The sequence below is a fragment of the Acinetobacter sp. SH024 genome (assembly GCF_000163635.1).
Classification (GTDB): Bacteria; Pseudomonadota; Gammaproteobacteria; order Pseudomonadales; family Moraxellaceae; genus Acinetobacter; species Acinetobacter pittii.
The window spans coordinates 102,231-128,356 of the sequence record NZ_GG753601.1 but is presented as its reverse complement, the minus strand read 5'-3'; the positions used below and the strand labels follow the sequence as shown (position 1 = coordinate 128,356).

At 37.5% G+C, this 26,126-nt stretch carries 23 protein-coding genes and 1 pseudogene; 17 read left to right on the top strand and 7 right to left on the bottom strand.

What is annotated here, in order from left to right; all coding sequences use genetic code 11:
• Positions 1-68 precede the first annotated feature (68 nt).
• On the top strand, positions 69-1,328 hold the full coding sequence (locus tag HMPREF0013_RS13225) for a serine hydrolase domain-containing protein (protein WP_002115210.1): 1,260 nt from the start codon (positions 69-71) through the stop codon (positions 1,326-1,328).
• 46 nt (positions 1,329-1,374) lie between these two features.
• Here HMPREF0013_RS13225 and HMPREF0013_RS13220 read toward each other — a convergent pair whose 3' ends face one another.
• Positions 1,375-1,953 carry a TetR family transcriptional regulator gene (locus HMPREF0013_RS13220; RefSeq protein ID WP_002115186.1) on the bottom strand — a complete coding sequence of 193 codons (579 nt, stop codon included), beginning with the start codon at positions 1,951-1,953 and terminating at the stop codon, positions 1,375-1,377.
• Positions 1,954-2,078: 125 nt separating this feature from the next.
• On the opposite strand from HMPREF0013_RS13220, the gene amvA reads away from it, so the two are divergent.
• From amvA to HMPREF0013_RS13195, 5 genes are all read left to right on the top strand, one after another.
• A complete protein-coding gene (gene amvA, locus HMPREF0013_RS13215) occupies positions 2,079-3,557 on the top strand; it encodes a multidrug efflux MFS transporter AmvA (RefSeq protein WP_002115183.1) in 1,479 nt (492 codons plus the stop codon).
• A gap of 258 nt (positions 3,558-3,815) precedes the next feature.
• Complete coding sequence (gene cpaA / locus HMPREF0013_RS13210; protein WP_002115178.1) at positions 3,816-5,597, top strand: metalloendopeptidase CpaA; 1,782 nt, start codon at positions 3,816-3,818, stop codon at positions 5,595-5,597.
• A 22-nt stretch (positions 5,598-5,619) separates the two neighbouring features.
• Complete coding sequence (gene cpaB / locus HMPREF0013_RS13205) at positions 5,620-6,252, top strand: metalloprotease secretion chaperone CpaB (protein WP_002115192.1); 633 nt, start codon at positions 5,620-5,622, stop codon at positions 6,250-6,252.
• 122 nt (positions 6,253-6,374) lie between these two features.
• A complete protein-coding gene (locus HMPREF0013_RS13200) occupies positions 6,375-8,540 on the top strand; it encodes a DNA polymerase III subunit gamma/tau (RefSeq protein ID WP_005803516.1) in 2,166 nt (721 codons plus the stop codon).
• 324 nt (positions 8,541-8,864) lie between these two features.
• Positions 8,865-11,096, top strand: a complete 2,232-nt coding sequence (locus tag HMPREF0013_RS13195) for a phosphocholine-specific phospholipase C (RefSeq protein ID WP_002115177.1) — start codon at positions 8,865-8,867, stop codon at positions 11,094-11,096.
• Positions 11,097-11,143: 47 nt separating this feature from the next.
• On the opposite strand, the gene HMPREF0013_RS13190 is transcribed toward HMPREF0013_RS13195, so the two are convergent.
• Positions 11,144-11,578 (bottom strand): acyl-CoA thioesterase, encoded by a 435-nt coding sequence (locus HMPREF0013_RS13190; protein WP_002115173.1) that lies wholly within the window; start codon positions 11,576-11,578, stop codon positions 11,144-11,146.
• Positions 11,578-12,735, bottom strand: coding sequence for an iron-containing alcohol dehydrogenase (locus HMPREF0013_RS13185; protein ID WP_002115191.1), 1,158 nt, complete (start codon positions 12,733-12,735; stop codon positions 11,578-11,580). The genes HMPREF0013_RS13190 and HMPREF0013_RS13185 overlap by 1 nt, the downstream gene beginning before the upstream one ends.
• Positions 12,736-13,076: 341 nt before the next feature.
• Here HMPREF0013_RS13185 and HMPREF0013_RS13180 point away from each other — a divergent pair, with 341 nt between their 5' ends.
• The 3 genes from HMPREF0013_RS13180 to HMPREF0013_RS13170 all read left to right on the top strand — a co-directional run bounded on the left by HMPREF0013_RS13180 (position 13,077) and on the right by HMPREF0013_RS13170 (position 14,707).
• Positions 13,077-13,406, top strand: a complete 330-nt coding sequence (locus HMPREF0013_RS13180) for a YcgJ family protein (RefSeq protein WP_029767006.1) — start codon at positions 13,077-13,079, stop codon at positions 13,404-13,406.
• A gap of 289 nt (positions 13,407-13,695) precedes the next feature.
• Positions 13,696-13,926, top strand: a complete 231-nt coding sequence (locus HMPREF0013_RS25205) for a hypothetical protein (RefSeq protein ID WP_005068773.1) — start codon at positions 13,696-13,698, stop codon at positions 13,924-13,926.
• A 232-nt stretch (positions 13,927-14,158) separates the two neighbouring features.
• Positions 14,159-14,707, top strand: a complete 549-nt coding sequence (locus HMPREF0013_RS13170; RefSeq protein ID WP_002115171.1) for a cysteine hydrolase family protein — start codon at positions 14,159-14,161, stop codon at positions 14,705-14,707.
• Positions 14,708-14,986: 279 nt separating this feature from the next.
• On the opposite strand, the gene HMPREF0013_RS13165 is transcribed toward HMPREF0013_RS13170, so the two are convergent.
• Positions 14,987-15,454, bottom strand: coding sequence for a winged helix-turn-helix transcriptional regulator (locus HMPREF0013_RS13165; RefSeq protein WP_002115170.1), 468 nt, complete (start codon positions 15,452-15,454; stop codon positions 14,987-14,989).
• A gap of 62 nt (positions 15,455-15,516) precedes the next feature.
• On the opposite strand from HMPREF0013_RS13165, the gene HMPREF0013_RS13160 reads away from it, so the two are divergent.
• The 5 genes from HMPREF0013_RS13160 to HMPREF0013_RS13140 all read left to right on the top strand — a co-directional run bounded on the left by HMPREF0013_RS13160 (position 15,517) and on the right by HMPREF0013_RS13140 (position 19,715).
• The gene (locus HMPREF0013_RS13160; RefSeq protein ID WP_005073831.1) at positions 15,517-15,744 is read left to right on the top strand and encodes a tautomerase family protein; all 228 of its coding nucleotides are present in this window, start codon (positions 15,517-15,519) and stop codon (positions 15,742-15,744) included.
• Positions 15,745-16,000: 256 nt separating this feature from the next.
• Complete coding sequence (locus HMPREF0013_RS13155; RefSeq protein WP_002115216.1) at positions 16,001-16,504, top strand: low molecular weight protein-tyrosine-phosphatase; 504 nt, start codon at positions 16,001-16,003, stop codon at positions 16,502-16,504.
• Positions 16,505-16,523: 19 nt separating this feature from the next.
• Entirely contained in the window at positions 16,524-17,558 is a 1,035-nt protein-coding gene (murB, locus tag HMPREF0013_RS13150) for a UDP-N-acetylmuramate dehydrogenase (RefSeq protein WP_002115180.1), read from the top strand.
• 4 nt (positions 17,559-17,562) lie between these two features.
• Positions 17,563-18,687, top strand: a complete 1,125-nt coding sequence (locus tag HMPREF0013_RS13145; protein ID WP_002115205.1) for a YdcF family protein — start codon at positions 17,563-17,565, stop codon at positions 18,685-18,687.
• Entirely contained in the window at positions 18,687-19,715 is a 1,029-nt protein-coding gene (locus HMPREF0013_RS13140) for an alpha/beta hydrolase (RefSeq protein ID WP_002115207.1), read from the top strand. The genes HMPREF0013_RS13145 and HMPREF0013_RS13140 overlap by 1 nt, the downstream gene beginning before the upstream one ends.
• Positions 19,716-19,771: 56 nt before the next feature.
• Here HMPREF0013_RS13140 and HMPREF0013_RS13135 read toward each other — a convergent pair whose 3' ends face one another.
• From HMPREF0013_RS13135 to HMPREF0013_RS13125, 3 genes are all read right to left on the bottom strand, one after another.
• Positions 19,772-20,266, bottom strand: coding sequence for a hypothetical protein (locus HMPREF0013_RS13135; protein ID WP_002115218.1), 495 nt, complete (start codon positions 20,264-20,266; stop codon positions 19,772-19,774).
• 62 nt (positions 20,267-20,328) lie between these two features.
• Positions 20,329-21,384, bottom strand: a complete 1,056-nt coding sequence (locus tag HMPREF0013_RS13130; protein WP_002115231.1) for a linear amide C-N hydrolase — start codon at positions 21,382-21,384, stop codon at positions 20,329-20,331.
• Between the two features lie 209 nt (positions 21,385-21,593).
• On the bottom strand, positions 21,594-23,267 hold the full coding sequence (locus HMPREF0013_RS13125; protein ID WP_002115187.1) for an FMN-binding glutamate synthase family protein: 1,674 nt from the start codon (positions 23,265-23,267) through the stop codon (positions 21,594-21,596).
• Positions 23,268-23,949: 682 nt separating this feature from the next.
• On the opposite strand from HMPREF0013_RS13125, the gene HMPREF0013_RS13120 reads away from it, so the two are divergent.
• The 3 genes and pseudogenes from HMPREF0013_RS13120 to HMPREF0013_RS13110 all read left to right on the top strand — a co-directional run.
• A complete protein-coding gene (locus HMPREF0013_RS13120) occupies positions 23,950-24,480 on the top strand; it encodes a spore coat U domain-containing protein (RefSeq protein WP_002115184.1) in 531 nt (176 codons plus the stop codon).
• Between the two features lie 82 nt (positions 24,481-24,562).
• Complete coding sequence (locus tag HMPREF0013_RS13115; RefSeq protein ID WP_002115167.1) at positions 24,563-25,270, top strand: molecular chaperone; 708 nt, start codon at positions 24,563-24,565, stop codon at positions 25,268-25,270.
• A gap of 40 nt (positions 25,271-25,310) precedes the next feature.
• Positions 25,311-26,126, top strand: a pseudogene (locus HMPREF0013_RS13110) (fimbrial biogenesis outer membrane usher protein); the annotation flags it as partial.

Sequence of the window (26,126 nt, the reverse complement as noted above, 5' to 3'; positions counted from 1 at the left end):
TATCAGCAGCCTGAACAGAGGTTTGGGCTGCTTTTGAGCAAAATAACAAAAAATGCAAGGAACTTCATGTGATTAAAGAGATTTTACTGGCCGATACCCATAACTATCACGGTATTTTAGATGAACGTTTTATTGATTTAGCCCACCAATTTAGTCGTCTTCAAGATGCTAGAACAGGACAAGGTGGGGCTGCTTTAGCGGTTTATTTTAGAGGTCAGAAAGTTGTAGATATCTACACGGGTCTAAAATCACAAACCGAAGCTTGGCAACCTGACACATTGGCAGTTTGTTATTCTACAGGTAAGGGCATACTTGCAACTTTAGCGCATATTTTAGTAAGTGAAGGTTTTTTAGAATACGACAAACCGATTGCGACTTATTGGCCTGAGTTTGCTCAAAATGGAAAAGAGCAAATGACATTGCGTCATGTGCTAAGCCATCAAAGTGGCATGTTTGATGTTCGTAATATCATCGAAAGTGCAAGAGAAATGCTCGACTGGTCACACATGTTAGATGTGGTCGCGGCGACTAAGCCAAGATTCCTTGCAGGAGAGGGTAATGCTTATCAAGCTTTAACATTTGGTTGGCTTGTGGGTGGTGTACTTGAAAAAGCAACTGGTCAATCTTTAGATCAGCTCATACAAAAATATCTTGTTGAACCGTTGCAGTTAGACGGCACTTATTTTGGGACGCCTGCAAATGAGTTGGATCGTGTAGCACGTTTAATTATTCAACCAAAACCAGAAAAACCAGCATCTACTCAAATTGAAAAACCTAAAAAGCCGCAGACGCGCAAGAGCTCACTCTCTGAAAAAATGATTACTTGGACTGGACAAGACCCTCAAGATTTTCAAGATGCTATGATTCCAAAAGGAATGAAACATCTTAGTTTCTTTAGTGACGAGGGGTTGCAAGCAGTCATTCCGGCGGCAAACGGTACGTTTACTGCAAATAGTCTTGCTAAAATTTATGCGATGCTGGCAAATCACGGTGAATGGGATGGACAGCAACTTATTCGTCCAGAAGTATTTAAAGAACTTAGTACTATTCAAAGTTATGCACGTGATCGTGTCATGCCAATACCGATGAATTGGCGTTTAGGCTATCACCGTATTATTACCATGGGTAAACGAGCTAAAAATGGATTTGGGCATATTGGCTACAATGGTTCAGGTGCATGGTGCGATCCTGAGCGTGACCTCAGCTTTGCCTATACCCATAACTTCCAGATTGGTTCAATCACAGGTGATTATCGTTTGTGGGGACTGACTCAAGAAGCCTTACGTTGCACCGACCAAATTTTAAAAGGTCGTAAAGGCTGGTTCTAATTTTAGTATTTTAAAGCTGGCATTCTAATCAATGCCAGCTCAATACCTATAATAATTCTAGGCGAATAATCGCTTCGGTATGGCGCTTGAAATCTTCCTCAGCTAAACCTTGTAAACCAAGTTTATAAATACCTTCTAAGCCGCAAACAAAGGCAATGAGTCGCCATGCAATGTCTGTGGAATTTGATCTGTTTTTAAATTCACCTTCTTTTTGGCCACACTCAATCGCTTGCACAATTGTTTCATGCCAACTTTGCATGGCAAGGTTATAAGCCTTTTGTATTTCTGCATCTTGCTCAATCAATAGTTCAGCTTCATTCCATAAACGTAAGTAGGGCTGAAGTTTGTCGATATTTTCTGCACCCAATAGGATGAAGAGTCTTTGAAATTGGCTAGTTGTTTGGAGAGTTTGTTCAATTTCATCGAGCTGTTCCATCAGCTTTAAAAAAGCTTCAGCTTTTAAATGAGATGCCGAAGAAAAGTGGTGGTGAACTTGTCCGGTAGAGGTTTGTGCTTCTGTTGCGATTCTACGTACCGTCATGGCTGTAAAACCTTCAGCCAAAGCAACTTGCATGGCAGCTTGCAGAATCATTTCTCTGCGTTGATCGCGATTAAGATAGGCCATGTTTCTTTCACCTGACTGAATTCGACACAAATTACATTAAAACTAAAAGTTGGACAAGTGTCCAATTGTGTATATAATAACCATAATTTGAACACATGTCCAAGTTTTGGATATTGAAGAGCGTTATGCAAAAAAAATGGTTAATCCTGACAATTATCGTCCTTATTTATTTACCGGTTACGATTGATGCAACGGTGATGCATGTTGCAACACCATCTTTAAGTGCAGCATTGAATTTAACTGCCAATCAGCTTTTATGGGTTATTGATATTTATTCACTGATTATGGCGGGTTTGATTTTGCCAATGGGTGCACTCGGTGATCGTATCGGCTTTAAAAAATTACTATTTATAGGAACCGCAGTTTTTGGTGTGGGTTCGTTAGCTGCGGCTTTTTCTCCAACTGCCTATGCCTTAATTGCTTCTCGTGCTGTCTTAGGGCTAGGGGCAGCTATGCTTATTCCTGCCACTTTATCCGGCATCCGTAATGCCTTTACCGAAGAAAAGCAGAGAAATTTTGCACTTGGTCTTTGGTCTACAGTGGGTGGTGGTGGAGCAGCTTTTGGTCCATTAGTCGGTGGTTTTGTACTAGAACACTTCCATTGGGGAGCTGTATTTCTTATCAATATCCCGATTATTTTAGTGGTTCTAGTTATGATTGCGATCATCATCCCTAAACAACAAGAGAAGACTGATCAGCCAATTAATTTAGGCCAAGCTTTAATCTTGGTTGTAGCCATTTTAAGCCTGATCTATTCAATCAAATCGGCGATGTACAACTTCTCGGTACTTACGATCGTGATGTTTGTAATTGGTATAAGTACTTTAATTCACTTCATCCGAAGCCAAAAAAGAGCTACGACGCCAATGATTGATCTGGAATTGTTTAAACATCCAGTGATTTCTACCAGCATTGTCATGGCTGTTGTTTCCATGATTGCTTTGGTTGGTTTTGAATTACTCTTGTCTCAAGAGTTGCAGTTTGTACATGGTTTTTCTCCATTACAGGCAGCCATGTTTATTATTCCATTCATGATTGCGATTAGTTTAGGTGGTCCATTAGCCGGAATTTGCTTGAATAAGTGGGGACTTAGACTTGTATCTACTGTTGGTATTTTAATAAGTGGATTTAGTCTATGGGGGCTTGCCCAGCTTAACTTTTCGACCGACCACTTTTTAGCATGGACGTGTATGGTTTTTTTAGGCTTTAGCATTGAGATTGCCTTACTTGCTTCAACTGCTGCAATTATGTCATCTGTACCTCCGCAAAAGGCGAGTGCAGCAGGTGCCATTGAAGGGATGGCTTACGAGCTTGGGGCTGGTTTGGGCGTTGCTATATTTGGGTTAATGTTATCTTGGTTTTATAGTCGTTCAATTATTTTGCCAGAACAGCTCCCAACGGACTTAATTGAAAAAGCGAGTATCTCGATTGGAGAAACCATGCAATTAGCGTCTAACCTTGAAAATCCTTTGGGAGGACAATTAATTGCAGTTGCGCAGCAAGCTTTTAGCTATGCCCATAGTTGGGTGCTTACCATTTCAGCTATTTGTTTCTTCCTTTTAACTGTATTTGTCTGGTTGAGCTTTCCAAAGAAAGTAAATTAAAACTAAAGGATAAAAAGAGAGGCTACCTTTCTTTTTATCCTTAAATATCTTTTTAATATTTTCTACATATTAAAAATTGGTTATTTAATTCTCATAAATAAACTATTCTTTAAAAAGGTTCATATTTTTATTTCAAAATGATTCAGTGGTCATGTAATTGAAATTTAATGAAAAATTAATTGTTGTGAAATTGACTGTGTAAAAATGGTTTGCTAACCTGCTATTTGAAAAATCTAAAAACAAATAAAAGAGGCTGCTGTGAATTTTAAATTAAAAACATCACTCATTATTGGAGCAATTGTTGCGTCTTCACTTGTATATGCCGCAACAGTAATTTCACCAAATCAGAATAATAATAGTGGATCAATTCCATCCGGTTATTCAGATTTAGAATTTAATCTAGCAAATGGGAATTGGGTCAAAAACCTCACTTTACCCACAAGCGCTAATAATTTGGACAAAATTACAATTCGTTCTAGTGCTGCCTATAGTAGTTATTTAGATACTTCTAATACCAATATTCCGTTAGAGGTTTTAAAGATTAATAGTGGTGATGTTTACCAATTCATCTTTAATAGTAGTCAAAATAAATGGATCGCTCAGTTAGCGACAGTGAGTCCTACTAATGGTGCGACCTATGAAGTCGTTCCATTAACAACTGCATCAATGCAAAAAGTACTTATTCAAAATGACAAATGGGCACAAACCATAGCATTCCCGAGTGATGTACGTGATGGAACAACTGTACAAGTTGTTTCTACAGCAAGTGCAAGTTCGGACATTGATAAAACAAATTTACTATTCCCGAGCAGTTTTACATTAAAAAATGGCTCTGAATATTGGTTCAAATATTATTCTGCTTTAGGAAAATGGGTTCCAGAGTATATAAAACCTCAGAAGTTAAATGTTCAGCAAATTGGAACGTCATTAGCGACAGTTAATAGTCCACTTACCGAAGTTTCATTTGGAGATGGAAACTGGGTTTCCAATTTCACTTTGCCGACCACTGCAAGTGATCGAGATAAAATTATTATTAAGTCTACAGCGACTTGGTCTGCAAAAATTAATAATACAAATATTAATAGCCAAGCGACCCTAACGCTTAAAACAGGCGATCAATATGAGTTTATGTATGTAAGCGACAAAGGATATTGGCAGTTGATCTCTTCACCTACAAAGGTGATTGATTCAGCCGCAACAATCCCTGCAACTTTACCGAATATGACTCAGCCTACTTTAAAGGTAAAACTTTCTACCTCAAATTGGCAGCCAACCTTACAACTACCTGCTAAAGCTCAAGTCGGCGATAAAGTTGTTATTGTGTCAAATGCATCGGCAGACACCTATATTAATGCTGCTAATGGCTTGTCTACCGCAATTAAAAATGGTGAAAATCGCCGTTTTATATACACCGCTCAAGGCTGGACAGTAGATAGTTATACAATTGATATGTTGTTGGTTTCTAGCCCAGAAGTAAATGCAATTTTAGGAGAGAGCGCTGCAAAACTTAGAATGATTGAAGGCGTAAATTTAACAAATTTAACCTCTGAAAATTCAAATGCACGTTTTTACTTAAGAGAGGTGGGCTATTTAACCTATAAAATTCCTGCTGCTACTCTAAAAGAAGCAATCTCTACTGGACGAGATGACACCACGGTACAAAATGAGCGAAAACGTGTATTGGCAGACGGTGTTTATTATCAAGGTAATGAACCGGGTGACGGTGGTTGTGGTTGGGCTTGGATTAATGCTTCTGCATATAACATGATTGGCGCAAATGATATTGCAGGTTGTTCTTTCGCTGCTATGCGTCATGAAGTTGGGCATAATCTTGGTCTATACCATAATGGCTCAACCAATATTGGTTCAGGCTTTGCTCATCCTTTAGGAAGTACAGCAATGGGTGGTAATAACATTAATTTTTATTCGAGTCCATACCTATACAACCCTAAATATGGTGTACGTTTAGGTGTAGAAGGAAAAATTGATGCGGTCAGTGTCATTAATCTGAATGCACTGAAAATTTCTCTATATAACTAATTTCTATTTCTAGCTGTAAATAATGAAGAAAAATAAATTGTTAATAGGAACTGCTATCGCTTGTGTGGCGTTAGCAGTTTTAATCTGGTTTGCCTTTTCACAGCAAAGCTCTTCTGCTTTAACGTCTTCTTTAGAAAAGGGGCAAGGGACTGGGCAAAAAATGGCAGATAATCAGAATGAATTTGCTCGTCAAAATATACTGAATTTGAGTGCGTCCGAAAAAGAAAGATTGTCTCAGCAACAGATTGTTTTTAATGAAATAGAAAAGGATCAACTACCTTCTAATGTTAATTTTCCACTAATTAAAAATGCAGAAGGTATGGTCATTAAATATGATCCAAATGTGATTGAGCTTAAAAAAGTGGGTGACACTGTTAAGTTTCAAATGTTGGAATATGGCATTAATCGCACTGGCAAAATTGTAGAGATCGAACCTGTTGACCAAGATATTGTTCGGTGGACTGGTAAATTTGATCAGGGCGATCCGAATCAAAATTTCTTTACCATTACTCAAAGTCAAAAAGACCACTATACGATCATGCAAATTTTTACCGAGAAGGGAAATTATTCGGCTGAAATTAAGGATGGTGTGGGACTCGTGCAAACGATGGATGAAGGTGTTACTGATCAAGAGCTTCATCATGATCATCCTTAGACAATAAATGGTTCTGGTAGAGAAAAGAAGCCAGTTCGCAGTTTATCTGTACGGATATGAGCTTTATGCGTTCACACTCTTTTAAAAACAAAGTATGCTTATGCCTGTAACAAGGAGCATACATGTATCAAGTACTTGCTAGAAAATACCGTCCACGTAATTTCAATGAGTTAGTGGGGCAAAACCATGTTTCTCGTGCATTAAGTAGTGCATTGGAACGCGGTCGTCTTCACCATGCTTATTTATTTACAGGAACGCGTGGTGTAGGTAAAACTACAATTGCACGTATTTTAGCCAAGTGTTTGAACTGCGAAACGGGTGTAACTTCTACACCATGTGAAGTCTGTGCAACCTGTAAAGCAGTAAACGAAGGCCGTTTTATTGACCTGATCGAAATCGATGCGGCTTCAAGAACAAAAGTAGAAGATACACGTGAACTTTTAGACAACGTTCCATATGCGCCAACGCAAGGACGTTTTAAGGTTTACCTGATTGACGAAGTACATATGCTATCAACGCATTCTTTTAATGCGTTATTAAAAACACTAGAAGAACCACCAGAACACGTTAAGTTTCTGTTTGCAACGACTGACCCACAAAAGCTACCGATTACGGTCATTTCACGTTGTTTGCAATTTACTCTACGACCTTTAGCCGTTGATGAAATTACCAAGCATCTTGGCGCTATTCTTGAAAAAGAGCAAATTACTGCTGATCAAGATGCAATTTGGCAAATTGCTGAATCTGCTCAAGGTTCACTGCGTGATGCATTATCTTTAACTGATCAAGCTATTGCTTATGGTCAAGGTTCAGTACATCACCAAGATGTTAAAGAAATGCTTGGTCTAATCGACCGTACGATCATTTATGATTTGATTTTGGCGATTCATCAAAATCAACGTGAAAAAGTTAGTCAGCTTTTATTGCAATTTAGACATCAAGCATTAGACGTTTCACTTGTGCTTGATCAGCTCATTTCGACATTGCATGAATTGGCTATTTTGCAATATCTACCTGATTTGAGTTTGAAATATAGCGATGAAATCAATCGCAAGATCATGCAACTGTCTAAGCTGATTTCTGCTCAAGATTTACAGCTATATTACCAAATCGCATGTAAAGGACGTTCAGACTTGCAACTTGCCGTGACGCAAGAGCAAGGTTTTGAAATGTGTGTTTTACGCTTGTTGGCATTCCGTCCTTTAGCACCAAATGAAATTATGGTGTCAGAGCCTGTTCAACAAAATGGACAAGCAGAAGTAGGTCTAAATTCACAAGCTCAGCCAACAGTCCAAGAGATTACTCCAGTAAATACGGTTCAACCTGTTGAAGTTATTAACCAGCCCGCTATGGTTGAACCTGAACCTGAACCTGAACCTGAACCTGAACCTGAACCTGAACCTGAACCTGAACCTGAACCTGAACCTGAACCTGAACCTGAACCTGAACCTGAACCTGAACCTGAACCTGAACCTGAACCTGAACCTGAACCTCAGTCTAATCAGGATTTAATGGTATTTGACCCAAATCATCATGAGTTGATTGGGCTTGATTCAGCAGTTGTTCAAGAGACTGTTAGTGTTCTAGAGGAAGATTTCATTCCTGTACCAGAACAAAAGTTAGTACAAGTGCAGGCAGAAACACAAACTAAAAATATTGAACCTGAACCAGCTTTCACTGCTGAACCTCAAGGTTTGTTTGAGACATCTAGCGCTGAATTTTCCCTTGGTCAAGATGTGCCTATAACTCCTGATTTGTCTTCTGAACCTGTTATTGAACAACAGTCATTTGTACAAGCCGAAGTAATGGTTCAAACAGAAACAGTTGCCGTTGTAAAAGAGCCTAGTGCAACTGATAACGGTCAGTTGATGCCTCAAGATATCTTGAAGCTTTCTCCTCAAGTTTTGGAAGGTGAGTGGACACTCGAAAAGTGGGAATATTGGTTTAGAAATAGTCAGCTTTCTCCAGCCGTTCAAGAACTTGCTCAACATGGTGTGATGACTGGTGAAATTGGTGGTAATACTATTTTCCATATTCCTCAAGAATATGAAAATATGCTGACCCAATTACAACAAGGCCTTATTGATGCATTAAATGAGCAATGGCCGAATACTCAATTTACAGTTGAATATGGTGCTTTGAATACATCTACCCCCTATACCATTCAAAGTGCACGTAAAGAAAAAGCCTTTCATAGAGCAGTTGAGCTATTACAGCAACAGCCAGTTATTAAGAGTCTCATAGAAACTTTTGATGGCGAACTACAAAATATTCAATTAAAGCCTTAAATTCATCTGATTTTTGATCTGGTGCAGAATATGAAAATAATAGACTTTTCATATTTTTCACTGGATTGAAATATTTGGGTCATGTCACTGTCATTGTACTTTTCTATGTTAGCCATTTTAGATTTTAAATGGACTATATATCGTCATGAAAAGGCAATGCACTGGAATAAATAGTTTTAAATATTCATATTTTTTATTAATCAGCGCGATTCTGCTGAGTGGTTGTAACGACTCGGCAAATGATAATTCAAATACACCAGATACAGGTAAAAAGCCTGCAATGCGCTGTGCTCCATAAACTTAAATAATAAAAAGAACCTGATCATGATTACACGTCGTAAATTTTTAAATTACTCTTTAAATATGGGTTTTGGTGCTGCGGCATTGGCAACTTTCCCATCTAGTATTCAAAAAGCTTTAGCAATTCCTGCAAATAATAAAACTGGAACCATTCAGGATGTCGAGCACGTTATTATTTTAATGCAGGAAAACCGATCTTTTGACCATTACTTCGGAACATTAAAAGGCGTCCGAGGGTTTGCCGATCGTTTTACGATTCCTTTGCCAAGTGGCCGCCGTGTTTGGGAGCAGCTTAGAAGTAATGGGCAAGTTTTAACGCCTTTTCACTTAGATGGTACAGCCAATAATGCACAGCGTGCAGATGGTACGCCACATACTTGGAACGACAGTCAGCTGGCTTGGGACAATGGGCGCATGGCAAACTGGCCAACTCATAAAACTGATATCTCAATGGGTTATTTTAAAGAGAAAGAAATTCCATATCAGTTTGCGCTTGCGAATGCTTTTACGATTTGTGATGCCTACCATTGCTCTATGCACACTGGAACAGATGCAAACCGTTCTTATCATTTAACGGGTACAAATGGTGCAACACCGACCAAGCGTTCATTTGTAAACAATGAGTGGGACTGGATTGATGGTAACCCAGCGACGGCAGACCGTGGTTATACATGGAAAACTTATGCCGAACGCTTAGAAGAAGCAGGGGTAAGTTGGATTTGTTATCAAAATATGCCAGATGAATGGGGCGACAATATGCTTGGTGCATTTCGTTCGTTTAGAAAGGCCAACATTGCATCTGGCTATCCTGTTGCAAGTGGCGGCGAACCGAATAAACCGTATGCAGATACGGGACAAAAGCTACCGTATAAAGCCTATGATGCGGCTACTGATAATGCCAAAAATCCACTTTATAAGGGCATTGCAAATACGCTACCGGGCAATAAACCAGAAGAATATCTTGATGCTTTTAAACGCGACATTCGGGAAGGTAAATTACCTCAAGTGTCTTGGATTAATGCACCATCAATTTATTGCGAACATCCAGACCCTTCAAGTCCTGTCCAAGGGGCATGGTTTATTCAAGAAATTATTGATGCTTTAACTGCTGTGCCAGAGGTTTGGAGTAAAACAGCACTTATTATCAATTTTGATGAAAATGATGGTTACTTTGACCATATGCCATCGCCATCAGCGCCATCACGACTTAAAAACGGCCAGTACGCGGGTAAATCGACATTAAGTAGTGCCGATATGCAGGACGAATATTTTGATCATGCTGCACCTGAGGGAAGCCATTCACAGCCAACACCTGATGGACGAGTTTATGGTCCAGGTCCTCGTGTTCCGTTATATGTGATTTCCCCATGGAGCCGTGGTGGTTGGGTGAACTCGCAAGTGTTTGACCATACTTCTGTGCTCATGTTCTTAGAAAAACGTTTTGGGGTTAAAGAGCCGAATATCAGTCCATATCGCCGTGCAGTGTGTGGTGATTTAACTAGTGCATTTAACTTTAAAACACCAAATGCAGATGTTTTACCGCAGCTGAATGGTAAACAAACACGTGTGCAAGCAGATGAGTTAAGAGAAAATCAAGAAGCTTTACCAGCTGTGCCTGTACCCACGGATACGAAGTTACCGATTCAGCAAAGTGGTATACGTCTTTCACGTGCGTTACCTTACGAGCTACACACCAGCGCACGCTGTAATACTGATGGCAAAGTGCAATTGATTTTCTCTAATACGGGTACGCAAGCAGCGGTTTTCCATGTTTATGAAAAGCTCAATTTAGACCGTATTCCAAAGCGTTATATTGTCGAGCCGAATAAGACTCTAGATGATGTATGGGACGCTTTAAAAGATAATTTAGGACGTTATGATTTATGGGTACTTGGTCCAAATGGCTACCATCGTCATTTCAAAGGGGATACTCAACGTATTGTTGATAGTGGCGTTAAACCTGAAATTCGAGTGTGCTATGACATTGCCAATGGTGATGTTTATGTCGAATTTATGAATAATGATGGTACTAAGGATGCGATATTGACGGTAAAACCGTGTGCATATCGACAAGATGCGCCGTTACAACTTACCGTAAAAGCGGGACAGGTTGTTAAGCAGCATTGGGCTTTGGCCGATGTAGGGCATTGGTATGATTTTGAAATCACCAGTCAGAGTGATCCATATTATTACCGACGTTTTGCTGGTCGAGTCGAAACGGGTGAAGATTCTTTTAGTGACCCTGCAATGATGTAAGTTTAGGTGGGCAAAAAGAACAAATTATTTTCTTTTTGCCCCATTTTTTATAATAAATAACTTTTTAAAGTTTCACGAACTGACTCAGAAATTGGTACAGTCTTACGCGTTTCACGATCTACAAACACATGCACAAAATGTCCTTGAGCTGAGGCTTGATCTTGAGCTTGTTTAAAGATTGCCAATTCATAACGCAATGAAGTTGTACCGATTTTACCAATCGCAACACCTACTTGAATAATTTCTGGAAATGACAATTCCTGAAGAAAACTACAAGCTGAATCAACCACTAAGCCAATTGATTTTGCTTCATGAATATCAAAACCTGTTTTTTGAATAAGCAATGCATTGGCTGCTGTATCGAAGTAGCTATAGTAAGTCACATTATTCACATGACCATAAATATCGTTATCTGCCCAACGCGTTTGAATGTCTAAAAAGAACTTAAACTGATCTCGGGTTTTTAAAACTGGTTTAGTCATCAATGTATTGCCTGATAAATTGCCAAAGCAGCGGCTTCTGTCATGTCACGTGGGTTATTTTGTAGTAAACGGGTTTGCAACATGGCATCTTGAGCAAGTCGAGGTAAACTGGACTCATCAATACCCAAATCACTAAGTCTTAAAGTCAAACCACTACGGCCTAAATGGTTCTGCATATGGTCAATAAACAGATCACATAAACCATCGGTGCTGCCATTGCTGTATGGATCGAGCCATTGCATAAGCTCTGCATAGTATTTTTTTGCATTGGGCGCATTAAATTTTAATACTTCAACCAACACTAAGGCGTTGGTATGCCCATGCGACAAATGAAAATGTCCACCTAGTGGATAAGCTAAAGCATGTACCGCGGCAACTGGCGAGTTTGCAAACGCTTGTCCCGCGAGCATTGAACCAAACAGCATGTTTTGACGTGCTTCTAAATCATTACCATCTTTAAGAACTTTCGGTAAGTTATGGTTTAACAATTTCAAAGCATGCTTGGCTAAAATATCCGTATAAATATTTTTTTTATGTTTAGAGGTATATGCTTCAATAGCATGTACCATCGCATCAATACCTGTGGCGGCGGTAATATGTGCTGGAAGATTTTGAGTGAAAGTAGCATCAAGAATTGCAGTGTCGGCGTACAGTACTGGAGAGACAATCCCCATCTTTGTCGTCTCACCTGTAGTGACAATTGAAATTGGCGTTACTTCTGAGCCTGTACCAGCTGTAGTAGGAATCAAAATAAGCGGAAGACGAGCTGTAGTGACCTGATTCACGCCGTACATCTCTTGCAAACTTTGGATCTGGTTAGGGTGGGCGAGTAAAGCAATAACTTTTGCAACATCTAGAGAACTACCACCCCCAAAACCAATAATGACATCAACATTTTGTTGTTTAGCGTAATTGGCTGCATCTAGTACTACTTGTTCAGGTGGATCAGCTTGTACATCGGCATAGATGACATGTTCAATGTTGAGGTTATCTAAAATTTGCAGGATGGGACGGTGTAAATGATTTTTAACCATGCCTGCATCGGTGACTAGCAATAACTTACGGTAAGTTTTTGACGACAAAACATTCTGTAATTCTTGTATAGAGCCTAAGCCAGAGATGATATTTGGAACAGTTTGAAATTGAAAATGGCTCATATACATTATTTCCTTATTTTTGAACATTATTGTTGAATGGTTCTATAAGATTCTATCTCCGAATAAGTTAGCATAAGAAACTTTAAAATAAAGTAGTTCTGAAGTGACTATGCTTTTCTTAAGCCTTGTGCCACCCATAGATAAATACTTTTTTGCAATGTTGGGTCCGACATGTAAGTGAGGATTACCAAAATATTTAAACCCTCGTCGAAAAGTGGGCTTTTTGTTATTTATAGGGTCCTGTAGATTTTCTGGCAAGCTTCTAATTTATATAATGCCTTAACAATTTATAATTTTATCGGTTCTAAAAAGTGAAAATTTCTAAAACTTTACTCAGTATTATGGGATGTACGTGTTTGATGCTTAGCTCTGCAGCAATCGCGAAAACCAGCTCTAGCGTATATTCGCCTACAAAAGGTGTAATTTGTGACAAATATATTTGTGCTGACAAAAAAGGTGTTTCTAAAAAGCTTACAGCTAAATACTTAGGCACTTATAAAGCGAATAAAGCCTTCTCTCAAGGTGATTTTGATACTTCAGCGTTTACGCTCTCAAATGGTGTGTTCTGTGATACTAAAACAAAACTATGCCATGTCGATCGATACTTTGAGAATGGGCATCGCAGTAAAATTGATAGAAAAATGACAGATAAGCTTTTTAAAAATAAATAATTTTTCTATTGCAGAAATGAGGTAAATATCTCTGATAGATGAGTCTATAAAAGTAAAATTAAATCGCAAAAGACCCCGCTAACTATCGACTAATGGCGGGGTTTTTTATTATTAAGTATTTCTGTAATATCAATTTAATAGTATAGGGTGAAAAAATACTAAATGATAAGGGGTAATAATTAATAAGGGAGGGTTTAGTTTTTGGTAGGATCTTTTCTGATTGGGAAGGAAAAAAGGATCTTTTTATTATTAAGAAAAAACATAATTTTTAGGTGGAATTTAAATAGTGATGTACACAATTAGATATGTTCATCGGAACAACACTTACTATATCGCTTCGAACAACGAAGGAAATTTTATTATTCTTGAGTCACTTGATTCAGAGTTTCGTATGGGCCACCAAATTTCATATGATGGTGAAAAAGTATTTAATCTGACACTAAATGATGAAACGGATGCAGTCATTAAACTTGAGAGTAACGAAAAAGGAGCCTATGAGTACTTACATTCAGTTAAGTAAATAAGCTTTGTTTTTTGAGAAAAAACTATGGTATGTTTATTTGCGCTTTAATGATGAGCAAGTTTAATTCATGAACTGTTTACTAAAGAAAATCAATACAACCACCACGACCTACAGAAAAGGCTGCGTGTGATTTTTTATTAGAGCGACTTAATAAGATAACCAAACCCAGCCAATAATGGCTGGGTTTATTTTTCTCTGCACATTATTGGTTTTTTTACAGAGAAAGATTATGGATAAAAGTCATAACTCAAAATCAGCTTTACTCGTTATTGATATGCAAAATGGCCTATTCAAAGGAGAGCTAAAGCCGTATAACCATCAAAGTGTACTTTTAAATATTCGTGAGCTTATTGAGTATCAGCGCTTAAATAAGAGACCAGTTATTTTTATCCGTCACGTTGGAGCAAAAGGTACTCCATTAGATCCAGACGGTGCTAATACGCAATTGATAGCAGAATTATCTTTTAATCCAGATATAGATACTGTCATTGAGAAAATATACCCTAGTAGTTTCAAGGGTACTGTTCTAAAAGATTGGTTAGAAAAACTTGATGTTGATCAAATCATAGTTACTGGCATGAAAACTGAATATTGTATTGACTCTACTATTAGAGCCGCTTCAGAAGTGGGATATAAAGTAACTTTAATCTCTGATGCACATACTACATTTGATTCTATGCATTTAAGTGCTCAGCGTATAATTGATCACCACAACCAAATTTTTAACAATGCTTTTGCTAAGGTAATAACTACAGAAGAGTTTATAGATGAGTTTTAATTTAGAAACAAAACAGTAAAGCCAAGTGCTTGTTTTGGAGAGGCTGTGTAGCCTTAGAAGGGCGCGGTACAGGAGGCTTTGTTAAATACTGTTATTGGAAGGGCTTTTTTATTCTTAAGTATTTCTGTAAGATCCTTCCGTTGCTTTAAACAACAATAAACCTGAATGATCAGCGCAAAAGTCATAAGGGGAAAGCCTACTTGAAAGAGTAGGCTTTTTTTATTTCTTTATAAAAGCATACTGAGGACTTTATGATCAGAGTAGCTAATTTATAAAAATTTATTTTTTGCAATGAATGAGCTTAAGTTCCAAATTCTTAAAATCTATAACTTGATTAGAAGGATCAACAAGTTTTAATTTAAGTTCATCATCAGTACTCTTATTAAAAACTTTCACCACATCTTTACCAGATTCAATGAAATTACCGCCAGACTCAAGCATGGCGAGTAAGACAATATTTAGACTTTTGCCTTTTTTAGTGAGTAAGTATTCTTTACGTTCTCGCTCACCAACTTCTTTATAAATTGATAATTCAAATATTTCTAATTGGATGAGATGCTTTAGACGATTAGATAAAATTTGCTTTGATATGCCTGTATTTTCTAAAAAATCATTAAATTTTGTTACCCCATAGAAGGCTTCTCTTAGCAAGAGGATCGTCCATCTGTCATTCAATATTTCTGTAATTTTGAAGATCCCACATACATCTACTGGAAATTTATGATCTGGAATAATTTGATTTGACATCAGTGGGAGCTCCAATTAGTATGGGTCTATAATTTAGACCTAGCATTAATTCAGGTAGCATTATGCCATTTATAAATATACAAACTATAGAAGGTTTACTAGATAAAGATAGTAAGGCTGAGCTTTTCAAGCGAATTACGGATTTATTTGTAGAAATAGAAGGAAAGGGAAATCCTGCTTTTCGTGAACATGTTTGGATAAGAATTGATGAGCATCCTCCTGAACATTGGCAGTTAGGCAGCTTCAGGCCTACGAAAGAAATGATTGAATTAATCACTGCATCAAAGTGATGTTTGTAAAGCCCTATAAATTAGGGCTTTATTTTTATTTAATTACTACAAAAATACAAGATTAGCTAATTTATCGTCTGATTTATCAACTTTTAATCTATTGATAAACATTATTTTCCTTTTCAACCCAAGGGAGTTTTGACAAAATGCAACAAGTCACAATGGTCAATTTGGTTCTTATAAACTTATAGTCTGTTAAGATTGTGCATGATCCCGTTTATTTTTATGTAATTCAAATGTTTGGAAGTAATTTCTAATGGAAACACAATATAAGGTGTTATGTGTCTGTTTAGGAAATATTTGCCGTTCTCCCACGGCTGAAGTGGTTTTTAGACATTATTGTGACGCGCATCAACTCAATGTTATTGTCGATTCAGCTGGAACGAGTAATTATCATCCAAATAAATCGCCTGATCAGCGTAGTCAGTTGCATGCCAAAAAAAGGGGTTATGACCTATCATCTTTACGTGCAAGACAACTTTCAACTCAAGACTTTTTAGAGTTTGATTTGATTTTGGCAATGGATCATCAAAATTTTGAAGATATTCATGACGTGTTGCAAAGAGCCGTTTCCCAATTTGGCGCACATCAAATTCGTGCAAAAGTAGCTTTAATGAGTGAGCATGATCCTGAATACCCACAACAAGCGTTGCCTGATCCTTATTATGGCGGTGCTGATGGTTTTGAACGTGTACTCAATCAATGTGAGTCCAGTAGTTTGGCGTGGGTCAATATTTTAAAAAAACAATTGAATGTTTAAGAATAGGTTTTTCAATACAATGCAAATTCAGAATCAAGTACAGCTTAAGCCATTCAATACTCTAAGTTTAGATGCAACTGTTTCTCACTATACTAAAGTTGGCAATATTCAAGATATTGAAGCAGCTTTAGAGTTTGCTGAGCAGCATCAGTTAAATGTACTTGTATTATCGGGCGGTAGTAATATGTTATTACCGCAGCAGATCAATGCTTTAGTGATTCATCTTGATATTCAGGGAATTGAAGTTTTATCAAACGATGATGATTTTGTGCGGGTTAAAGTAGGCGCAGGCCAAGTCTGGCATGATTTTGTTTTATACAGCACTGAACAGAACTGGTTTGGTTTGCAAAATTTAGCCCTTATTCCAGGATTAGTCGGTGCTTCACCCGTACAAAACATTGGTGCATATGGGGTAGAGGTAGGTGAGTTTATTGAGTCAGTACAAGTGTATGACCGTAAATTGAAGCAAACTCAGACAATTTTAGCGGCCGACTGCCATTTCGCCTACCGCCATAGTATTTTTAAAGATGATCCAAACCGTTACATTATCACGCATGTTACTTTTAAATTGCTTAAACAGCCGCATTTGAAACTTAACTACAGCGACTTGAAACAAGCAGTTGGAGACAATCAGACTGCCGAAAATTTACAAAATCAGGTCATCCATATTCGTCAAAGTAAACTTCCTGATCCAAAAGAGTATCCAAATGTCGGGAGTTTCTTTAAAAATCCGATTGTTAAACCTCAAGAGTTTGAACGCTTAGTCACACAATTCTCAACAATTCCACATTATCCTCAAGCTAACGGAAACGTTAAAATTGCAGCAGGATGGTTAATTGATCAGGCGGGTTGGAAAGGGAAGCAACTCGATATGGTAGGGATGTTCCATAAACAGGCATTAGTTCTGGTGAATTATGCCAATGCATCTCTAGCTGATGTAAGGAAAACTTATCAGGCTGTACAACATGATGTTGATCAGCTTTTCCATATTATGTTAGAACCAGAACCTGTGCTTTATAACAGTTTAGGTTTAATTGAAAATCATACGGAATAGTTTTATGCCAAAAGTACACTTAATGGTACGTTTAGTACAAGTAGTCACCGTGCTATTTGTACTATTAGGCTGTTTCGTGGTTTTTTTATATTCGCCATTTTATTCAAAACTTATTGTAGCTGGGCTTAACTATTTTGTACCTGTTGATGTTAATCAAGTCGCTGCTGAGAGCCAAAGACAGGCTGCATTAAGTGAGCATGATAATTTAGAGCCGGGTTCAAATTTATGGATCGCTCGTCAGGCCTATTTAAAACTGACAGAGCAAGCGTTACGTGAAAAAAGAACATCTGATCTGACCTATATTCAAGAGAATTATAAAGCCTTGCAGCAAATTATTCTTTTAGAAGAAAAGGAACAGGATTCAGAAGAACAAGCAGCATCTGTAACGGTTCCTTTAGTCGCTAAAAACTCAGAAATTGATGCCGCAGATGAGGCGAGTAGTCCTGTTGACGAAGCACTTTTTATTAATAGTTCTGAAAATAAAGCGCTTACTGAGCAATATACAGAGTTTTTAGCAAGAAAACCTGTGGTACCAGAGCATCAAAAAGCTGTCAGTGAACCTGAACAAAAAGTCGAGTATGTGCGTAAAAATCCATTACCAGTACAACCTAAAAAGTTATCAGAGCCTTATGCAATTGTTGTGTTGGGTGGCGGATTAACCTTAGATAAAAATGGTAAGGATATTGTTGTTAATGGCTATACGCGTTTGCGATTAGAAAAAACTTTAGAAGTTGAAAAACAAAATCATTTACCTATTGTGCTTAGCGGTGTAGAAGCGCCTTATATGCAAGCTTGGTTAAAAGAACGCGGTGTTGATGCAAAGCTATTAGAAAAGCGCAGTATGAATACATGTGAAAATACTCGTTTTAGCTCTTTATTGCTTCAGAAAAAAGGCGGGGCACCAACAGTCATGTTGGTTACAGATGAATATCATATGCCGCGTACACGCCGACTTTTTGCTTTAAATGGTATAGAAACTATTCCTGTTGTAGCTCCAATGCCAACTCCACTGACACGTTGGCAACCAAGTGTGCAAAATTACGATCATAGCCGCCGTGCAAATTATGAATTACTTGCGACAATTCGTGACATGTTGTTTGGCTCAAGTGATTGTCGAGAGGTTCCTTAATGTCAGATATTCCATTTCTCAATCCTGCCGTATTAAAACAATTAGATTTACCTGTTCCTAATCGTGATCTTACGCCGCAAGTTTTGAGTCCACTTAATTTAAACACATTAGAAGAACCTTCTCGTGATTTGCTGGCCTATCGCAAATTGTATGGTTTACATTTACTTGAATGTGACCATTGGCAAGGCTATGTCCAAATGCCTTTATTCCGTTTGCATGTGCAAGTTTTCAAACCCAAAGTAGAAAAAATACAAGGTACTGTTTGTTTATTACATGGCTATCTTGAGCATAGCGGTATTTACCAGCCAATTATTCGTGAAATTCTTGAGCAGGGCTTTAGTATCATTACTTATGATTTGCCGGGGCATGGATTAAGTGATGGTTCACCAGCCAGCATTAAAAACTTTGATCATTACCAGCAAGTTTTGATGGCTGTTTATCAATATGTGAAACATGCAGATCAGTTACCTAAACCATGGGTCGGTATTGGTCAAAGTACGGGTGGAGCAATTTGGATGCATCACTTATTAGAATATGCTGAAAAACGCCAAGATCCGATTGTAGATCGAGTACTTTTACTTTCTCCATTAATTCGCCCTGCAAAAACCGCGTGGTGGCATAACCCCGTTGGATTAGGCATTATTCGCCGTATTAAGCGTCAGGTACCAAGGCATTTTAGACGTAATAATCATAATCCTGAATTTTTGCGTTTTATTCGTTTAAAAGATCCTCTGCAACCTCGAATGATGGGCATGGACTGGATTTTGGCAATGTCAAAATGGATGCAAGAAATGGAAGAGCGACCTGCTTGCCGTATCCCAGTCTGGCTTGCACAAGGTGCTCTCGATCAGACGGTTGATTGGCGTTACAACATTGAATTTATTCGTCGTAAATTTAGACTCCAGACGTTGTTAATGCTTGAAGAAGGCTCTCATCAATTAATTAATGAACGTGCAGATATACGTGCGGCATTAACAGGATTGATTCCAGCCTTTTTGCATGCAAAGCCAAAACATTTTTATTATTAGAAAAATAATGCATCTATCCAAAATTCTAGATAGATGCATTATTTAATCTTTGTAGTTTATTTTGAATTTTGATAAAGCTGCATAAAGTTTTTATAAACCGAAGACTGCTTTTGTGGACTATACATATTGCGCTCGATTGTTCCTTTATCTGTTTTGATTAAAACATTCACATTTTGAGCATTTTTAAATTCTTGTAGGAATTGACTTGGAATAACAAAGTAAGTGGTTGAATGTTTAGGTACTAATCGGCTCACATTTGTCTTTTCAGTGGCTTGAGCTGGTTCGTAATTGAATCGTTTGCCATCAATATCAAAAGTCAAAGCGTTAATATCATAAAAGTTATAACTACTACTTAAATGAACATCTACTCGAAGCTGATTTTTTTGATTTTCGTTCCATTTAACCAATAAGCTTGGGCATAGTTCAGTTGGTGAGCAGTTTAGTTGACCAGCTGTCTTTACCTCTTTAGGAGCTGGTGTACTAACCTGTGTGGTGCTACACGCTGCAGTAAGTAGACATGAACCTAATAAGAGTAGAGATTTCTTCATCATATAAATTCCAAGATCGTATGTTTAATATTATTTATACTAAGAGTAATAAATTTTGACATAAATTAACGCGTAGTTGGACCTAAAAATACAAATGGTTTTGCAATTTTAAAGGAAGAGGTGGCATCACCTGCATAGATATGGCTTTGATCGGGTCCTAAATCAAGTCTACGTGTTTTACCATCTTTAAAGTTAATCTTTTTCAAGTCGACCCAAAATACATTTGGTGAGAGGGCAGATTCAAAAAAGTAGAGCATTTGTTTGTGGTCGGCAACAGTTCGCCAACGAGTCGAGGAAATATTAGGTTCTTCTTGAGTATTTAACCCATAGGGAACAGATGCATTGCGAATCACACTAAATACAGAAGCTTGTGCTTGTTTTGTATTATCATTTTTAGGAATAGCATTAATGTAAAATGATGCACGTGCAAAGCGATCAGATGCTCTGTTAGTACCGGGAAGCATAATTGTTCCGCCAATTTGCTTCCAATATTCAACAAGTGCAAGTTGTTTGTCGAAAGTAGGTGAATTGGTCATGACTTGATAGCTTCGGCTATGGTGAATCACTTGTTTTCCACCAATATATTCAATAATTGCACTATCACCTGTTTTATCAGAAATAGATAAATGTAAAGTGGTGAGCCGTGTTTCACCGGGAACATTGTCGGTAATAATAGTGTAGGGTTCTTTTTCTAAGGCCTTAACGGCTTCATCTACAGTTGCAAAATTATCGAGTATATATTGAGCCCATGCTGCAATACTTAATAAAGGCTTATCTGTCTTTTTTGCATTTGGGTATTCAGACTCTACTAGCCATAAAATATTAGCAACTAAACCTGCTTCATTCATCCCATCTGTTGTTGAAACTTCATAACCTGTAGCAATTACACTTCCATATTTTGACGTCCATTTTATTGAGTTGGGACCAGCACTACCGTCACGGCTAACTCCGCTTGGCATAATCCATAAGTTGGTACCTGTATCAACCTTCCAGTCCATTGAGCGAGCGGTAATAATATGTTGGTTATTACCTAAATATACGGCACGTGTACAAGCAACAGCATAGCTACTTAAGCCTACAGCGATTGCAACAAAAGAAGAGATGAATGTTTTTTTCAACATGATGAGGTACCTTCTTGTTATAAGCATAAAAATTTTTATTAAATAAAATTAAAATGTGTACGTTATTTATACTTTTATATTAGGTGAAAAATCTATTAAATACAAATTAAAAGAGGCGTAAAATTTAAGCAAAAATCACATATTAGGTTTAAATCTGGAAGAGCATCACACTATAAAGGTGATGCTCAACTTATAAAAATTAATATAAATTAAAAATGATTGGCATCAGCCATATTCCACATTCGATAGTAGAAATTATCATCGTCATTATTAAGTTCAGATTGTAAAAGTTCACCTTCTTTCAAGAAAAAATGCAACTGAGCATAGTTCTTAATTTCACGGTCATTTACTCGCTGAGCCAAATGATGAGCTTTAATATCAGAAGGATGACGTAAACCTGCTGCAGCAATCATTTCTGATAATGCATGCAAGGTATTTTTATGAAAATTAAATACTCGTTCTGCTTTGGTTGGTACATCAATTGCTTTTTGACGATCTTTGTCTTGAGTCGCTACACCCACAGGGCATTGGTTGGTGTGGCAGCTTTGTGCCTGAATACACCCAACTGCAAACATGAAACCACGTGCTGAATTAACCCAGTCTGCACCGAGTGCAAAAGTGCTAGCGATATCAAAAGCACTAATGATTTTACCACTTGCGCCAATTTTAACTTGATCTCTTAGTCCTGCACCGACAAGAGTATTATGGACAAAGCGTAAGCCCTCTCGTAATGGGGTACCAATATTGTCACTAAACTCAATTGGTGCTGCACCAGTACCACCTTCGGAACCATCTACAACAATAAAGTCAGGAACAATTTTTGTTTCAAGCATTGCTTTAACAATACTCATGAATTGCCAAGGTTGGCCAATACACAGTTTAAAACCAACTGGCTTGCCGCTAGATAATGTTCGCAGCTTCTGTAAGAAATGCATCATTTCAATTGGGGTAGAAAAACTAGAATGCTTAGCAGGAGAAATACAATCATGATCGCGTGAAACGCCACGGATTTGAGCAATTTCTTCGGTAATTTTATGCTTAGGTAAGATACCGCCATGGCCCGGTTTTGCACCTTGTGAAAGCTTTAATTCGATCATTTTGATCTGTGGCAATTGAGATTGTTTAGCAAATTTTTGCTCGTCAAATTTTCCATCTAGGGTACGGCAACCAAAATAACCACTGGCAATTTGCCAAACAATATCTCCACCATTTTCGAGATGATAAGGGCTTAAGCTACCTTCACCAGTATCGTGATAAAACCCACCTAATTGCGCTCCTTTATTGAGTGCTCGAATTGCATTGGCACTTAAACTACCAAAGCTCATGGCAGAGATATTCATAATGGATGCGCTATAGGGTTGAAGGCATTGCGCATTACCCACCTGAATGCGGAAGCTTTTTGGATCAGCTGGTGGGCAAGGGCTTATTGAGTGGACAATAAAGCGGTAATTCTCTTGATAGACATCAATAATTGAGCCAAAAGGTTTATCTGCATTTTCGTTTTTAGCACGTTGATAAACTAAGCTTCGTTGCATGCGAGAAAAAGGTAGAGCATCTTGATCCGCTTCAATAAAGTATTGACGAATTTCGGGGCGTATATCTTCAAACAAAAAACGAAAATGTCCCATAATTGGGTAGTTTCTTAAAATAGAATGTTTATTTTGTAAAACATCATAGAGGCCTAATAGGCTTAAAGCGCCTGTAACTACCCATAAACCATTAAGGAGAGTATCAGAAATAAAATAATAGATACTATGAGGGGTATAGACGGTTCGAAACCATGTGATGCTGAGCGCAGTAAAAATACATAAAAACCAGAGAGAATGGCGTGAAAAGAATGTATTGAGAAATTTATGTCGAATGATTTGTGCTGGACTCGCCATATTGGAACAAATTCCTAATGTTTTACTGATACATACCTTGCCAAGAAGGAACTAAAACCACAAGTATGGAATTGTTAGCTTAAGGACGGTATAACAAAATCCAAAGATTATTGGGTTTGATTTTTCATTTAATTTTTAGAAATAGTTGAGCTAGCAATACATACTTTTTAGTAGTGAAGACCTGCCACTAGTCATTGAAATCTCAAAAAAATTATAAAGATGTGATAAAACACTTAGATTTCTTATTCATAAAGTATTATTTTCTTATTCATTTAAAATATATAGAATAATCAGGTGCTTACTTTTTATTCTTATTTTTTTGACCAAACTTTAAAAAAATATAAAATATGAATGTTGATGGTAAATTTTAACTAATGAAAAATTAAAATTTTTTAGAAAAACTAATAAAAATATAAATGAAATTATCGAAACTTAATAAAAAGAGTGGGGCCAACCATAAAAATTTTTATAATTGAGAAATCAATCAAAATTTTGATTATTAATTGATATTTGGAATGAAACAAATATTAGTGTTTTTGTTGTTTTTTTGTATTATGCGCAACTAGTAGAGTAAAAAAATAACGCTTTGAAAAAACAGTCAGAAGAACTAGTGATTGTGATGGGGAAGGCTAATTTTTACATCTATTAATTTTATTGGCGTAATGTAAAAAGGTTTTTAACCATGAATAAGTCTCTCATTTGTTTATCAGCAATTGCTATGGGTTTAACGTCTATCAATGTTGCAAATGCAGCTAACGCAACCGGTACACTAACTGTTAAAGCAACGATTACAAACAGTTGTGTTCTCAACACTTCTGCAACAGGTACTACGTCAAATGCAATTTTAGACTTTGGTACGTTAAGTTCGCTTGCAAGCAACGTAGATGCAGACACCACAACAACAGGTGGTACTGCAATTAAAGTGTTATGTAACAACACTGTGCCATGGACTTTGGCTTTTGACGCAGGGAAAAATGCTCAATCGACACAACGTCGTATGATTGGTGGGGCGGCTAGCAACGAATACATTCCTTACAACCTTTTCTCAGATACTAACCGTGCAACAGCAATTGGTATTGCAACAACTGCATATAGCGGTACTGGTACTGGTGTAGCACAAACAGTTAACGTCTATGGTCGTATTCCTGCTGGCTCAACTTTACCAAGTGCAGGTAGCTATGTTGACACTGTGACTGTAACAGTGACTTATTAATTTTTAATAAGTTTTATTGCGTCATCGCTAGCTCTTTTTAAAGGAGCTAGCTCAATTTGAGAAAAGTAGTTCTGGGCAAATCATGAAAAAAAATATCTTTGTTGTGACAAGTTTATTATTATTTTTGCCTAGTATGCTAAATGCAGCATCAATCCGCCTTTCACCTGTTAGTGTTGAAATATTGAGTGATCAGGCTGCCTCTTCCATTAGTTTATATAATCAGTCAAATGAAAGCGCTGATTTGCAGGTGCGTGTATTTGAATGGAGACAAAATGCTGGTCAAGATCAGTTAATCCCTACGGATGAGATTGTAATTAGTCCACCATTTTTAAAACTACAGCCTAGTGACTCTTATAACTTACGTGTAGTTAGAATTAACCCAGAACTTATTTCTGGTGAAAAAACTTATCGTATTATTATTGATGAGTTACCAAAACCAATTGATAGTCGTAAAGCTGATCAAGGGGTTAACGTACTACTACGTTCGTCATTACCTGTATTTGTAGTGAATAAAGATGCGATTACTAAACTGAATTGGTCAATACAACAAGAACAAAATAACGCTTATCTCACCATAAGTAATGTTGGTAATCGACATGCGCTTTTAAATAACTTAATACTTGTGGATACAACAGCAAATAAAAGCTATACCATTAAAGTAAATACCGTGAATGGTTATATTCTTGCTGGGAAAGCGAGAAATTTTAATATTAGTCCTGATTTTAAATTTCAAGCAGGTCATAAATATAATATTTTATTAAATATTAACGGTAAGCAAACATCTCTTTAAAGAGGCACATATGAAATATATCGTAAGTGCCTTATGTGTTATGTACTTGCCGATTCATGCCGCTGCTGAATCATTACAAGATAGTACCAATGCTGTCTTACCAAGTATTCCCGAAGTTCCGAATTCTGCTCATCAGGCATTTGGTTCTGATCAGGGATATGTACAGCTATTTTTAAATATTTCTGTTAATTCAAATGTTTCTAAAGATTTAATATCGGTACGGCAGGATCAAGATAGAAAATTATATATCCGCTCTCGTGATTTAAAAACTTTAAGACTAAAAATGGGTGAACATATCCTAGATAACCAGTGGGTGTGTATTAATGATCTAAACGGAATCCAGTTTAAATATCTGGAAAATGAGCAATCTCTAAACTTAAAAGTTCCGTCGAACATGTTAACGGGTTACTCAGTTGACTTAAATGGCCAGCAGATCACTAGCCCACAATTGCTAAAGATGAAACCCTTAAATGCAGCCATTCTGAACTACAGTCTGTATCAGACTATGACCAATGACGAGAACGTTTTCTCAGGTACGGCAGAGGGGATCTTTAACAGCGCAATCGGTAACTTTTTTTCAGGCGTTTTATATAACGGTAGTAATGAAAATAGTTATAGCCATGAAAAATGGGTGCGCCTAGAAAGTAAGTGGCAATATGTCGACCCTGAGAAGATCAGGATATATACCCTAGGGGACTTTATTTCCAATAGCCCAGATTGGGGCAGTAGTGTCCGTCTTGCCGGTTTTCAGTGGTCGAGTGCTTATAGCCAACGCGGGGATATTGTCACCTCGGCACTCCCGCAATTCTCTGGCTCGGCAGCACTGCCTTCAACCCTAGACTTATACGTCAACCAG

Coding starts and splice junctions, on each gene's coding strand:
- HMPREF0013_RS13220 (WP_002115186.1), bottom strand. CDS start 1,953: ATGGCCTATCTTAATCGCGATCAACGCAGAGAAATGATTCTGCAAGCT.
- amvA (WP_002115183.1), top strand. CDS start 2,079: ATGCAAAAAAAATGGTTAATCCTGACAATTATCGTCCTTATTTATTTA.
- cpaB (WP_002115192.1), top strand. CDS start 5,620: ATGAAGAAAAATAAATTGTTAATAGGAACTGCTATCGCTTGTGTGGCG.
- HMPREF0013_RS13200 (WP_005803516.1), top strand. CDS start 6,375: ATGTATCAAGTACTTGCTAGAAAATACCGTCCACGTAATTTCAATGAG.
- HMPREF0013_RS13195 (WP_002115177.1), top strand. CDS start 8,865: ATGATTACACGTCGTAAATTTTTAAATTACTCTTTAAATATGGGTTTT.
- HMPREF0013_RS13190 (WP_002115173.1), bottom strand. CDS start 11,578: ATGACTAAACCAGTTTTAAAAACCCGAGATCAGTTTAAGTTCTTTTTA.
- HMPREF0013_RS13185 (WP_002115191.1), bottom strand. CDS start 12,735: ATGAGCCATTTTCAATTTCAAACTGTTCCAAATATCATCTCTGGCTTA.
- HMPREF0013_RS13180 (WP_029767006.1), top strand. CDS start 13,077: ATGGGATGTACGTGTTTGATGCTTAGCTCTGCAGCAATCGCGAAAACC.
- HMPREF0013_RS25205 (WP_005068773.1), top strand. CDS start 13,696: ATGTACACAATTAGATATGTTCATCGGAACAACACTTACTATATCGCT.
- HMPREF0013_RS13170 (WP_002115171.1), top strand. CDS start 14,159: ATGGATAAAAGTCATAACTCAAAATCAGCTTTACTCGTTATTGATATG.
- HMPREF0013_RS13165 (WP_002115170.1), bottom strand. CDS start 15,454: ATGTCAAATCAAATTATTCCAGATCATAAATTTCCAGTAGATGTATGT.
- HMPREF0013_RS13160 (WP_005073831.1), top strand. CDS start 15,517: ATGCCATTTATAAATATACAAACTATAGAAGGTTTACTAGATAAAGAT.
- HMPREF0013_RS13155 (WP_002115216.1), top strand. CDS start 16,001: ATGGAAACACAATATAAGGTGTTATGTGTCTGTTTAGGAAATATTTGC.
- murB (WP_002115180.1), top strand. CDS start 16,524: ATGCAAATTCAGAATCAAGTACAGCTTAAGCCATTCAATACTCTAAGT.
- HMPREF0013_RS13145 (WP_002115205.1), top strand. CDS start 17,563: ATGCCAAAAGTACACTTAATGGTACGTTTAGTACAAGTAGTCACCGTG.
- HMPREF0013_RS13140 (WP_002115207.1), top strand. CDS start 18,687: ATGTCAGATATTCCATTTCTCAATCCTGCCGTATTAAAACAATTAGAT.
- HMPREF0013_RS13135 (WP_002115218.1), bottom strand. CDS start 20,266: ATGATGAAGAAATCTCTACTCTTATTAGGTTCATGTCTACTTACTGCA.
- HMPREF0013_RS13130 (WP_002115231.1), bottom strand. CDS start 21,384: ATGTTGAAAAAAACATTCATCTCTTCTTTTGTTGCAATCGCTGTAGGC.
- HMPREF0013_RS13125 (WP_002115187.1), bottom strand. CDS start 23,267: ATGGCGAGTCCAGCACAAATCATTCGACATAAATTTCTCAATACATTC.
- HMPREF0013_RS13120 (WP_002115184.1), top strand. CDS start 23,950: ATGAATAAGTCTCTCATTTGTTTATCAGCAATTGCTATGGGTTTAACG.
- HMPREF0013_RS13115 (WP_002115167.1), top strand. CDS start 24,563: ATGAAAAAAAATATCTTTGTTGTGACAAGTTTATTATTATTTTTGCCT.